At 46.7% G+C, this 13457-nt stretch carries 10 protein-coding genes; 8 read left to right on the top strand and 2 right to left on the bottom strand.

The window, feature by feature from the left end:
* Nucleotides 1-130: 130 nt before the first annotated feature.
* Nucleotides 131-280, bottom strand: a complete 150-nt coding sequence (locus DWX43_RS26880; protein WP_182440611.1) for a hypothetical protein — start codon at nt 278-280, stop codon at nt 131-133.
* 537 nt (nt 281-817) lie between these two features.
* On the opposite strand from DWX43_RS26880, the gene leuB reads away from it, so the two are divergent.
* From leuB to DWX43_RS03880, 8 genes are all read left to right on the top strand, one after another.
* Nucleotides 818-1903, top strand: coding sequence for a 3-isopropylmalate dehydrogenase (gene leuB / locus DWX43_RS03915; RefSeq protein WP_118618886.1), 1086 nt, complete (start codon nt 818-820; stop codon nt 1901-1903).
* Nucleotides 1904-2011: 108 nt separating this feature from the next.
* Entirely contained in the window at nt 2012-3685 is a 1674-nt protein-coding gene (gene ilvD, locus DWX43_RS03910; RefSeq protein ID WP_109730441.1) for a dihydroxy-acid dehydratase, read from the top strand.
* Nucleotides 3686-3697: 12 nt separating this feature from the next.
* Nucleotides 3698-5380, top strand: a complete 1683-nt coding sequence (ilvB, locus tag DWX43_RS03905) for a biosynthetic-type acetolactate synthase large subunit (RefSeq protein WP_109730440.1) — start codon at nt 3698-3700, stop codon at nt 5378-5380.
* Nucleotides 5381-5449: 69 nt separating this feature from the next.
* Nucleotides 5450-6532, top strand: coding sequence for a 3-phosphoserine/phosphohydroxythreonine transaminase (serC, locus tag DWX43_RS03900; protein ID WP_118618884.1), 1083 nt, complete (start codon nt 5450-5452; stop codon nt 6530-6532).
* 1 nt (nt 6533) lies between these two features.
* Nucleotides 6534-7697, top strand: coding sequence for a phosphoglycerate dehydrogenase (locus DWX43_RS03895; protein ID WP_109730438.1), 1164 nt, complete (start codon nt 6534-6536; stop codon nt 7695-7697).
* A 263-nt stretch (nt 7698-7960) separates the two neighbouring features.
* The gene (locus tag DWX43_RS03890; protein ID WP_118618882.1) at nt 7961-9349 is read left to right on the top strand and encodes a 2-isopropylmalate synthase; all 1389 of its coding nucleotides are present in this window, start codon (nt 7961-7963) and stop codon (nt 9347-9349) included.
* Nucleotides 9350-9371: 22 nt separating this feature from the next.
* The gene (locus tag DWX43_RS03885) at nt 9372-10052 is read left to right on the top strand and encodes a GntR family transcriptional regulator (protein ID WP_109730436.1); all 681 of its coding nucleotides are present in this window, start codon (nt 9372-9374) and stop codon (nt 10050-10052) included.
* A 1-nt stretch (nt 10053) separates the two neighbouring features.
* A complete protein-coding gene (locus DWX43_RS03880) occupies nt 10054-11250 on the top strand; it encodes an NADP-dependent isocitrate dehydrogenase (RefSeq protein ID WP_109730435.1) in 1197 nt (398 codons plus the stop codon).
* A gap of 69 nt (nt 11251-11319) precedes the next feature.
* On the opposite strand, the gene DWX43_RS03875 is transcribed toward DWX43_RS03880, so the two are convergent.
* On the bottom strand, nt 11320-13263 hold the full coding sequence (locus DWX43_RS03875; RefSeq protein ID WP_118618880.1) for an ABC-F family ATP-binding cassette domain-containing protein: 1944 nt from the start codon (nt 13261-13263) through the stop codon (nt 11320-11322).
* Nucleotides 13264-13457 lie beyond the last annotated feature (194 nt).

Here is a 13457-nt window from a genome sequence, read left to right as displayed (position 1 = left end):
TTTGGTTGAAAAGGGGTCGCCCGTCAGGTCCTGCGGGATGCTTTCGGGAGGGCATTTAAGTGCGCGAATAGAGGCACTTGCAGAAAAAGAGCGGGATTTCATGGATGAAAATTGTTTACCAAAACAATTTTCAAGACGGCCTGAGCCGGGTAATCATCAAGATTACCCGGTGAATGGCTGTCGGTTCCATGAAATCCCGTTCTTTTTCTGTTAGTGCCTCTTCGCAAACGGCCTGTCCCCCGAAAGCATCCCGCAGGCCCTGATGGGCTGCGTTATTCAAGCCAGAAAACTTCCTCCCCCTGCTCCGCGGGGAGGAGATGTGGGGCAGGAGCGCTGTTGGACTTAATTTGAAAGCATTGTAAATTTTAGGAATGAAATATCTGGCCTCGTTTTTCCGCCGAAATCCTTCCGGGTGGGGTGTTTTATTGCGGTTGGATGAGCGCAGCTTTCGAGGGAGGGCGGGGGTGTTTACGGGGGTGTTGTTGGGGGATTAGCGGGCCTTGTGAAACAGGCACAGGAAATGCAGGATGAAATCAGGCTCACCAAGCCTGATTTCAAGCCGGCTACAGAGCAAACGCATCAGGCGTTTGGTCGCATGCCGGCGGTGCCTGCATTTCCTGCGCCTGTTTCATTAGACCCGTTTAACCCCCAATACCGTCCACGTAAACACCCCCGTCCTCCCTCGAAAGCGTACATCAGTCTACAAAATTCCCACCCCCCATTTACACTTTTACGAATTAAAGGGTTGAAACGTGCCGAAAAATACGGTATTATTAAAAATAGTATTTTTAATTCTTGTAGAAGGGTGTTGTTTGATATGAGACTGAATATTGGAGTCATTAAAGGAGACGGTATCGGGCCGGAGATTGTGACGGAGGCTATGAAGGTACTGGATAAAACGGGAGAAGTATACGGACATGAATGTATTTATACGCAGCTTTTAATGGGCGGGGCTTCTATCGATGTACATGGGGTGCCTCTGACGGATGAAACGATTGAGGCGGCGAAAGCGAGTGATGCGGTACTGATGGGGTCTATCGGCGGAGATGCCAAGACTTCTCCCTGGTATCAGCTGGAGCCTTCCAAAAGGCCGGAAGCAGGACTTCTGAAGATCCGCAAGGAGCTGAACCTGTTCGCCAACCTGCGTCCTGCAGTACTCTATGATGAACTGAAAGGGGCCTGTCCCCTGAAGGAAGAGATTACAGACGGCGGATTTGACATGATGATTATGCGCGAGCTGACCGGAGGTCTGTATTTTGGAGATAGAAAGACTGTTGAAGTAGACGGCGTCATGACCGCCACGGATGAGCTTACATATAATGAGAACGAAATACGCAGAATTGCAAAACGCGGTTTCGATATTGCCATGAAACGGCGCAAAAAGGTGACGAGTGTTGATAAGGCAAATGTACTGGATTCCTCCAGACTCTGGAGAAAAGTTGTGGAGGAGGTTGCAGCGGACTATCCTGAAGTGACGCTGGAGAATATGCTCGTCGACAACTGTGCGATGCAGCTCGTAAAGGACCCGGGGCAGTTCGATGTAATTCTGACTGAGAATATGTTCGGAGACATTCTTTCGGATGAGGCCAGCATGGTGACAGGGTCCATCGGAATGCTCGCATCGGCAAGCCTGAATGAGACGAAGTTTGGCCTATATGAGCCGAGCGGCGGGTCTGCACCGGATATTGCAGGAAAAGGGATTGCAAATCCAATTGCTACAATATTGTCTGCAGCGATGATGCTTCGCTTTTCTTTTGATCTGGATCAGGAGGCAGAAGCGATAGAGAATGCGGTTTCACAGGTATTAAAAGACGGATACCGCACAATAGACATTATGTCTGAAGGAAAGACGCAGATTTCGACTTCTGAGATGGGGGACAGAATCTGTTCTTATATTCACTAATAAAGGTGAATGCGTATTTGGCAGATATCAGGAAACATAGTATGAACTGTAACGAAACATAACATATATGAAGCTTTTGTGGCATAAGTAGAAAGTGAGGTTTTTAAGATGAGAAGTGATACAGTAACAAAAGGAGCACAGCAGGCTCCCCACCGTTCCCTGTTCAATGCACTGGGAATGACACAGGAGGAGCTTGACAGACCACTGGTAGGTGTTGTCAGTTCTTATAACGAGATTGTCCCGGGGCATATGAATCTGGATAAAATTGCAGAAGCGGTTAAGATGGGCGTGGCTATGGCAGGGGGAACTCCGATCATGGTTCCTGCAATCGCTGTATGTGACGGAATCGCCATGGGGCATGTGGGAATGAAGTATTCCCTTGTTACAAGAGATCTGATCGCGGATTCTACGGAGGCTCTGGCGATGGCCCACCAGTTTGATGCGCTCGTCATGATTCCAAACTGTGATAAGAATGTGCCCGGACTTCTGATGGCAGCCGCAAGAATCAATGTACCGACTATTTTTGTCAGCGGCGGTCCGATGCTTGCAGGCCATGTAAAGGGCAGCAAGACCAGTCTCTCCAGTATGTTTGAGGCAGTTGGCTCCTATGCTGCAGGAACAATGTCTGAAGAAGACTTATGCGAATTTGAAAACAAAGCATGTCCGACATGCGGTTCCTGCTCGGGAATGTATACAGCCAACAGCATGAACTGCCTGACAGAGGCACTTGGAATGGGTCTTAAAGGAAACGGAACGATTCCGGCCGTATATTCCGCAAGGCTCCAGCTGGCAAAACATGCAGGTATGCAGGTCATGGAGCTTGTAAGAAAGAATATCCGTCCGAGAGATATTATGACAGAGGAAGCAATCCTCAATGCACTGACCGTGGACATGGCACTCGGATGTTCTACGAACAGTATGCTGCACCTCCCGGCTATTGCCCATGAGATTGGTATGGATTTTGAGATTGAGTTTGCGAATACGATCAGTGAAAAGACTCCGAACCTCTGCCATCTGGCACCGGCGGGGCCTACATATATTGAAGACTTAAATGAGGCAGGCGGTGTATATGCCGTCATGAACGAACTGAATAAAAAAGGACTGCTGCATACAGACTGTCTGACCGTAACAGGAAAAACCGTTGGTGAGAATATTGAGGGATGCATCAACCATAATCCTGAGGTTATCCGCCCGATTGAAAATCCATACAGTGAGACTGGTGGAATTGCTGTCTTAAAAGGAAATCTTGCTCCTGACGGAAGCGTTGTAAAACGTTCCGCAGTCGTTCCGGAAATGCTTGTGCACGAAGGGCCGGCAAGGATCTTCGAGAGTGACGAAGCAGCAACGGAAGCAATCAAGACCGGGAAGATCAATGCAGGTGACGTCATTGTAATCCGCTATGAAGGACCAAAAGGCGGACCGGGAATGCGGGAAATGCTGAACCCGACTTCTGCCATTGCAGGCTACGGCCTCGGTTCCTCTGTTGCCCTGATCACGGATGGCCGTTTCAGTGGCGCATCCAGAGGTGCATCCATTGGCCATGTATCACCGGAGGCGGCTGTAGGCGGCCCGATCGCGCTTGTGGAAGAAGGGGATATCATAAAGATCAACATTCCGGAGCTGACACTGGATCTGGATGTTTCTGCTGAAGAGCTGGAGGCAAGGAGAGCAAAATGGCAGCCGAAAGAACCTGAGATCACGACCGGATATCTTGCGAGGTATGCGTCCATGGTCAGCTCAGGAAACAGAGGAGCGATTCTGGAAGTACCAAAGAAAAATTAGGAGGTTCTGACCATGCATTTAAATGGAGCAGAGATTGTAATCGAATGTTTAAAAGAGCAGGGCGTGGATACTGTTTTTGGGTATCCGGGCGGAGCAATTTTGAATGTATATGATGCATTATATAAACATAGTGATGAAATCAGGCATATCCTGACATCCCATGAGCAGGGAGCTGCACATGCGGCAGATGGATACGCAAGAGCCACGGGAAAAGTCGGTGTGTGCTTTGCCACCAGTGGACCGGGGGCTACGAATCTGGTCACAGGGATTGCGACTGCTTATATGGATTCCATACCTGTTGTGGCAATTACCTGTAACGTAGGGGTATCACTTCTTGGTAAAGACAGTTTTCAGGAAATCGATATTGCCGGGATCACCATGCCTATTACAAAGCATAACTATATTGTAAAAGATGTAAGCAAACTGGCAGAGACCATACGCAAGGCGTTTAAGATAGCCCAGACCGGAAGGCCGGGACCTGTCCTGATCGATATACCAAAGGATGTAACCAGTAATAAGGCAGATTACAAACCGGTAGAAATTAAGCCTGTACAGCCTATGGATGCAGAAGATATCTGTGAGAAGGACGTTGATACGGCTGTCTCCCTGATCAGCAAGGCAAAGAGGCCGTTCATCTTTGTCGGCGGCGGTGCCGTACTTTCCGGCGCCAGCGAAGAACTGAAAGAGTTTGTAGACAAAGCAGATGCACCTGTTACAGATTCCCTTATGGGAAAAGGCGCATTTCCGGGAACCGATGAGCGGTACACAGGCATGCTTGGCATGCACGGTACGAAGACGTCCAATTACGGGGTCAGTGAATGTGATCTGCTGATCGTAATCGGGGCCAGGTTCAGTGACCGTGTCACGGGAAATACAAAGAAGTTTGCTAAAAACGCGAAGATTCTCCAGTTTGATATCGACGCGGCCGAGATGAATAAGAATGTCATTATCACTGACGGCGTTGTCGGAGACTTAAAGGAAGTCTTAAGCAGGGTAAATGCGAAACTGACACAGCAGTCCCACCCGGACTGGATGAAGAAGATTCAGGAATATAAAGAGAAATATCCGCTCAGTTATCATACAGATATGCTGACAGGACCTTTTGTCGTAGAAGAAATTTACAGGCAGACAAAGGGTGACGCCCTCATTGTTACAGAGGTAGGCCAGCACCAGATGTGGGCCGCACAGTTTTATAAATATACAAAACCGCGCACCTTCCTGACATCAGGGGGCCTTGGCACGATGGGTTATGGACTCGGCGCTTCACTCGGTGCTAAGATGGGGTGCCCGGATAAGCTCGTTGTAAATATTGCAGGGGACGGTTGTTTCCGCATGAATATGAATGAGATTGCTACGGCAGCCAGATACCAGATTCCTGTTATCCAGGTCGTGATTAATAACCATGTCCTCGGAATGGTGCGCCAGTGGCAGAATCTGTTCTACGAACAGCGTTACTCCGCAACTGTGCTGAACGACGCCGTAGATTTCGTGAAGCTTGCAGAGGCTATGGGTGCAGAGGGCATCCGTGTGACAACACAGGATGAGTTTAAAGAAGCTTTTGCAAAAGCAATGGAATTGAAAAAACCAATCGTGATCGACTGCCAGATTGATTCAGACGATAAAGTATGGCCTATGGTAGCACCAGGAGCCGCAATCAGTGAGGCTTTTGACGAGAACGATATGAACCACCGTTAAACATATCCCGCCGTGCATGTACATGCCGGGATGTTGGATTTGATAAATATGTTCAGGAGGAAATTAGAAATGGGTAGAGTGTACAATTTTTCAGCAGGACCGGCAGTATTACCGGAGGAAGTATTAAAGTCAGCAGCAGAAGAAATGTTAGATTACAACGGGACCGGAATGTCGGTAATGGAAATGAGTCATCGCTCAAAGGCTTTCGAGGAAATTATAGGTACAGCCGAGGCTGATCTCAGGGAGCTTATGAATATTCCTGACAACTATAAGGTGCTGTTCCTTCAGGGCGGTGCTTCCCAGCAGTTTGCCATGATCCCGATGAACCTGATGAAGAACAGGGTCGCAGATTATATTGTGACGGGCCAGTGGGCAAAGAAGGCTGCCAGTGAGGCCGCAAAATACGGGAAAGTCAATAAAATCGCTTCTTCAGAAGACAAGACATTTTCTTATATCCCGGACTGCTCAGATCTTCCTGTTTCAGAAGATGCAGATTATGTTTACATCTGTGAGAATAATACGATCTATGGAACAAAATTCAAAGAGCTTCCGAATACAAAGGGTAAGACTCTTGTTGCAGATGTATCTTCCTGCTTTTTATCAGAGCCTGTTGATGTCACAAAATATGGAATTATCTATGGCGGAGTCCAGAAAAATATCGGGCCGGCCGGTATGGTTATTGTCATTATCCGTGAAGACCTGATTACAGAGGATGTACTGCCGGGCACACCGACAATGCTTACATATAAGACACACGCAGATGCGAAGTCCCTCTATAACACTCCGCCGGCATATGGAATCTATATCTGTGGAAAAGTATTTAAATGGCTGAAGGCTATGGGCGGCCTGGAAGCTATGAAGGAACGCAATGAAAAGAAAGCAGCCCTTCTGTATGATTTCCTCGACCAGAGCAGACTGTTTAAAGGCACGGTAGAGAAGAAAGACCGCTCCCTGATGAACGTCCCGTTTGTGACAGGAGATGCTGATTTGGATGCCAGGTTTGTGAAGGAGGCGAAAGCGGCAGGCCTTGAGAACCTGAAAGGGCACAGAAGCGTGGGTGGAATGCGCGCAAGTATTTATAATGCCATGCCATATGAAGGAGTGGAAGCACTCGTTGCATTTATGAAGAAGTTCGAGGAGGAGAATCTGTAAGATGTATAAGTATAATTGTCTGAATCCAATCGCTCATGTAGGACTGGAGAAATTTGATGAAAGTTATGTAAAAACCGAAAAGCCTGAGGAGGCAGATGCGATACTCGTAAGGAGTGCATCTATGCATGAGATGGAATTCAGTGGGAATCTGAAGGTGATAGCCCGTGCAGGAGCCGGGGTCAACAACATTCCTCTCGAAAAATGTGCAGAGAAGGGGATTGTCGTTTTCAATACACCGGGCGCAAATGCAAACGGTGTAAAGGAACTTGTGATTGCAGGTATGCTGCTTGCAGCGCGTGATATCATCGGCGGAATTAACTGGGTACAGGAAAATGAAGAAGACGGCGATATCGCAAAAATAACAGAAAAGAAGAAAAAAGCTTTTGCAGGGACAGAGCTGGAAGGCAAAAAACTCGGTGTAATCGGACTCGGGGCAATTGGTGTCCTTGTTGCCAATGCTGCAACACATCTGGGGATGGATGTATACGGATATGACCCGTATGTGTCTGTAGATGCCGCATGGAAGCTTTCAAGAAGTATTCACCACGCAAAAACGGTCGATGAGCTCTATAAAGAATGTGATTACATTACCATCCATGTTCCGGCGCTGGATGATACGAAGGGCATGATCAACAAAGATACAATCAGCCTGATGAAGAAAAATGTGGTCATCCTGAACTTTGCAAGAGACCTTCTTGTAAATGGCGAGGATATGGTAGATGCACTTGTATCCGGAAGGGTAAAGGGCTATGTAACAGACTTTCCGACACCGGAGGTCGCAGGGGTAAAGGGTGCAATTGTAATCCCGCACCTTGGCGCGTCCACAGAGGAGTCGGAAGATAACTGTGCAAAGATGGCTGTCAAGGAGACCATCGATTATCTGGAGAACGGCAATATCACACATTCTGTAAATTATCCGGACTGCGATATGGGTAAAAAAGAAGGCGGCTCCAGAATCACGATCCTCCACCATAACAAACCGAACATGCTGGGACAGTTTACCGCTCTTCTTGCTAAGGCAGACATGAATATTTCCCTGATGGCAAACAAGAGCAGGAAAGAATATGCCTATACTATGATGGATATCGATGGAGATGTCAGCAAAGAAGTAGAAGAGGAATTAAGCAGGATCGAGGGTGTTCTGAAGGTGCGTGTAATCCTGTAGTGTACAGGAAAGAAAACTGCACAGCCAGACACTTCCAATAAGGCAGGAGGTACCGGAAGGAGACGTTTGATTTTTAATAATCAGGCAGTTCTTTCCGGGTGCTTCCTTTTTTGTAGTAAAAATTCTCCATTTTCTCCACTTTTTTATTGACAGGAAAAAGAAGATTGTATACAATTATACAAGGATGCAAATATACAATATGTATCGAGGGCTCATTGCCTTTGTGAATAAAGCAGTTTGATTAGACCAGGAGGTATTTAAAAATGGAGAACAGGAAGGTATTTTTAAACAAGCATACGAATTTGCTGGAACTGGAAGAACATATGTATCCGCTGGTGGATGTGGATACTCCGAATGTTTTCCGGAATTTGTTTCATTATGACGAGATTCCGAAGATCGCTTTCAATGACAGGATCGTGCCGCATAATATGCCGGACGAGATTTGGATTACAGATACGACTTTCCGTGACGGTCAGCAGTCAAGGGCTCCTTATACGACAGAACAGATCGTGACGATTTTTGATTATTTACATAAACTCGGAGGCCATAAGGGAAAGATCAGACAGAGCGAGTTCTTCCTGTACAGCAAGAAGGACAGGGATGCTGTTTATAAATGTCTGGAAAAGGGATATCAGTTTCCGGAAGTGACAAGCTGGATCCGGGCAAGCAAGAAGGATTTCCAGCTTGTTAAGGATATTGGGCTGAAGGAAACAGGGATCCTCGTAAGCTGTTCCGATTATCATATCTTTTACAAGCTCAAGATGACAAGGAGAGAAGCGCTGGAACATTATCTTTCTGTAGTCAGGGAATGTATGGAGACGGGAGTACGGCCGAGATGCCATCTGGAAGATATCACCAGATCTGACATTTACGGGTTTGTGATCCCGTTCTGTCTGGAACTGATGAAGCTGATGGAAGAATATCAGATTCCGGTGAAAATCCGTGCCTGTGATACGATGGGATACGGAGTGAATTTTCCGGGTGCCGTTATACCGCGGTCTGTACCGGGAATCATCTATGGATTAATGACTCATGCCGGGGTTCCGAGTGAACTGATCGAATTCCACGGCCATAACGATTTCTACAAAGCGGTCAACAACTCTACAACGGCATGGCTGTACGGGGCATCCGGCGTGAATTGTTCCCTGTTCGGAATCGGGGAGCGCACCGGAAATACACCGCTGGAGGCAATGGTATTTGAATATGCACAGCTGCGCGGGACACTGGACGGGATGGATACAACAGTGATTACTGAGCTGGCCGAATATTACGAGAAAGAACTTGGCTACCGTGTTCCTTCGAGAACACCATTTGTTGGAAGGAACTTCAATGTTACACGTGCGGGAATCCATGCAGACGGTATGCTGAAGAATGAAGAAATTTATAATATTTTCGATACTGAAAAATACCTGAACCGGCCGGCGCTTGTTTCGGTTTCCAACACATCCGGCGCTGCAGGGATTGCATACTGGATCAATGCTTATTATAAACTTTCGGGTGACCGTCAGGTCGATAAAAATTCGCAAATTGTGAAAGAAATAAAACAGTGGGTCGACAAAGAATATGAAGAAGGTCGGGTTACGGTCTTGACAGATGAAGAATTAATTGCCAAAATAGACAGTGTATGCAGTGAACTGCATATAACACTCTGACCTGGGAGGACATAAAAACAAAATGGGAGATTATCAGGACAATTCCTTAAGCAGCCGCGTGTTTCAAAGAATCCGGGATGATATTCTGAAAGGAAAATATAAGGAACACGATGAATTAAGGGAGAACACGATTGGGAAAGAATTAGGGGTCAGCAGGACACCCGTGCGGGAGGCTTTAAGACAGCTGGAGCTGGAAGGGCTTGTTTCCATCATTCCCAATAAGGGGGCATATGTAACGGGCATTTCACCGAAGGACGTCAGTGATATCTACATGATCCGTTCCATGCTGGAAGGACTCTGTGCCAGATGGGCAACAGAAAATATTACGGACGAACAGTTAGATGAACTTGATGAGATTATGCTTCTTTCTGAATTCCATATGAAAAGAGAAGGGGGCGGCAGTGCAGAACAGATGGCAGAGCTGGACGGTAAGTTCCATGCGATTCTCTATGAGGCATCCGACAGCCGTATATTAAGCCATGTATTACTGGATTTCCACAAATATGTACAGCTGGCACGAAAGACATCTGTTGTGGCAGAAGAACGCGCCCGCAAGTCGATCCGGGAACACAAGCAGCTTTTACGTGCAATTCGTGACAAAGATGCAGACCTTGCAGAGCAGCTCGCTAACGAGCACATTCTGCATGTCATACAGAACCTGAAGAAACAAGGTTACGAAGAAATTTTAGGAGGAGACAGATAAGATGGAAAAGATTAAGATGACGACACCTATAGTTGAGATGGATGGGGACGAAATGACACGTATCCTCTGGAAGATGATCAAAGACAATCTTCTTGAACCATACATTGAACTCAACACAGAATACTATGACCTGGGACTGGAACACAGAAACGAGACAGACGATCAGGTAACCATTGATTCTGCCAATGCGACGAAGAAATATAAAGTAGCCGTAAAGTGTGCAACAATCACTCCGAATGCCGCACGGATGGATGAGTACGACCTGAAAGAAATGTGGAAGAGCCCGAACGGTACAATCAGGGCAATCCTCGATGGAACCGTTTTCCGTGCTCCGATTGTTGTTAAAGGAATCGAACCGTGTGTCAGAAACTGGAAGAAGCCAATCACTATTGCAAGACATGCATACGGTGACGTGTATAAAGGATCAGAGATGAAGATTCCGGGTGCAGGAAAAGTAGAATTAGTCTATACTGCCGAAGACGGGACACAGACAAAAGAGCTGGTACATAACTTTGCCGGACCGGGTATCGTGCAGGGAATGCATAACCTGAACCAGTCCATCGAAAGCTTTGCAAGAAGCTGCTTTAGCTATGCACTGGATACAAAGCAGGATTTGTGGTTTGCAACAAAGGATACGATCTCAAAGAAATATGACCACACCTTCAAGGATATTTTCCAGGAAATTTATGATGCTGAATTTGATGATAAATTCAAGGCTGCGGGGATCGAATATTTCTATACCCTCATCGATGATGCGGTTGCCCGCGTTATGAAATCAGAAGGCGGTTATATCTGGGCCTGCAAGAATTATGACGGTGATGTTATGAGTGATATGGTATCCTCTGCATTCGGCTCCCTCGCAATGATGACATCCGTACTTGTATCTCCGGAAGGATACTTTGAATACGAGGCTGCCCACGGAACTGTTCAGCGCCACTATTACAAACACCTGAAAGGGGAGGAGACTTCCACAAATTCTGTTGCCACTATTTTTGCATGGACAGGCGCACTCAGAAAACGCGGTGAACTGGACGGGAACAAAGAGCTGATGGAATTTGCAGACAGACTGGAAAAGGCCACAATTGACACGATTGAAGCAGGAAGCATGACAAAGGATCTGGCCCTGATTACCACTATTGAGAATCCTACAGTATTAAACAGCGAGGACTTCATCAAAGCAATCGCAGCACACCTATAGAATGTACAGCCCCCGAAGGGGCTGCAAAAAAGGAACACCCGGCACTTGCGTGTGTCAGGTGTTCCTCTTTTATTGGGCCAGTTCCTCCCACTTTTCATAAAGCAGTTCCAGCTCTTCTTCATTTCCAGATTTCTCTACGGCGAGCTCCTGACATTTCACAGAGTTGGAATAGACATCCTCATGTGTCATCAGCTCATCAATCCTGGCATTTCTTTCTTCCAAAACTGCGATCCTGTCCTCGGTCTTTTTCAAATCACTTTGCCGTTTACGTTCTTTCGCCTGCTGTTCCTTCTGTTCCTGCCAGCTTAAACGCCCATCTGATGCAGATCCGATATCCTCCCCGTATGATGCGGTATTGTCTGAAACAGATGCCGGGGAGTCGGTGGAAGATGCATAAACCGCAGTCAGTTCTTCTTTCTTTTCAAGGTAATAATCATAATTCCCGATATAGTTCACGAACGTCTGATTGACAAGTTCCAGAATCCGCCCGGCCGTCTGGTTAATAAAATACCTGTCGTGTGATACATAGAGGACGGTGCCCGTATATTCATTCAGGGCCTTTTCCAGAATCTCCTTGGATGTGATGTCCAGATGGTTCGTCGGCTCATCGAGAATCAGGAAATTCGCCTCGGACAACATAAGCTTTGCAAGAGAAACGCGGCCTTTTTCACCGCCGCTCAAATCGCCAATAAGCTTGTAGACATCATCCCCGGTAAACTGGAATGCAGCCAGTGTATTGCGTATCTGCGTATTCGTGAGGGTCGGGTAATCATCCGAGATTTCATCGAAAATATTCTTTCCGTCATGGAGTACATGGTGTTCCTGGTCATAATAGCCTATCTTCACTTTGGAACCCAGAGTAAATGACCCGGTATCCGGCGAAACTACCTGATTGAGTATCTTGAGCAGGGTTGTCTTTCCAGTCCCGTTGTCCCCGATAACAGCCACGTGTTCCCCTCGTTTGATATCAAAGCTGATATTCTGGAACAGGATCTGATGATCGAAAGATTTGGATAATTCTTCCACGGACAGAACATCATTTCCGCTGATGCAGGATGGTTCCAGGGAAAAGTGTATCTCTTTAGCGGGCTCCTGTGGCTTTTCCACAAGCGTCATCTTGTTCAGCATCTTTTCCCGGCTCTCTGCACGCTTGATAGACTTTTCGCGGTTGAAGGAGCGGAGCTTTTCAATGACAGCTTCCTGATGCTTGATTTCACGCTGCTGGTTCAGGTATTCTTTGAGCATGGCATCCCGGATCTGCTGTTTCTTATCCGCATACGCCTTGTAATTCCCGGCATACATGCGGACAGCCCCATTCTCAACTTCGATTACCTTTGTCACGACACGGTTCAGGAAGAAACGGTCATGGGATACAATAAAAACAGCACCCGGGTAGTTCAGAAGATAGGTTTCCAGCCAGGTGATGGAATTCAGGTCCAGATGGTTCGTCGGTTCATCAAGGAGCAGGATATCCGGTTTGGTCAGCAGCAGCTTACCGAGGGAGACACGGGTTTTCTGCCCGCCAGAAAGGGTGTCCGTCATCTTATTAAAATCTTCTTCACCAAAACCAAGACCTTTTAAGACGCCGGTGATCTCACTTTCATAGGCATATCCATTCTGTGCTTCAAACTGTGACATAAGGCGGTTATAGGTTTCCAGCCGCTTCTCAAGTTCCTCACCGTTTAATGACTTCAATTCATGTTCGATCGTGCGGATTTGCTGTTCCATTGCAATAATATCGGCCTTAGCGGTCTTGACCTCCTCATAAATGGAACGTCCGCTTTCCAGCTTCTGCTGCTGTGCAAGGTAGCCAAGCGTCTTCCCCCTTGTCAGAACAACCTCACCGCTGTCTATGGGCTCTTCCTTCACGATCATCTTTAAAATGGTGGATTTGCCCGCCCCGTTTACGCCGACAAGTGCGGCCTTTTCTCTGTCTTCTATATGGAAAGACCCGTCTTTTACGATCAGCTGGTCTCCGAATGATTTATTAAGATTATGACATGCGAGTATCATAATTAACCTCCTGCATCTTAAGTGTGCCTTATTTTACAGCGTTTTGGCCGTAATAAGGAAATACATACTTATTTCATTATAGCGAAAATAAAGTAAAATACAACTAAAAAATTGACTTTGTCCACACAATTCTATATAATAAAATTCGGTACATTGTTTTGTAAGTACCTATGTATCATATTATGAAGAGCATA

Source organism: Clostridium sp. AF19-22AC, from assembly GCF_003479085.1.
GTDB classification, from domain to species: Bacteria; Bacillota; Clostridia; order Lachnospirales; family Lachnospiraceae; genus Faecalicatena_A; species Faecalicatena_A orotica.
The sequence above is the reverse complement of the archived record's forward strand: the minus strand, read 5'-3'. Positions and strand labels throughout refer to the sequence as shown.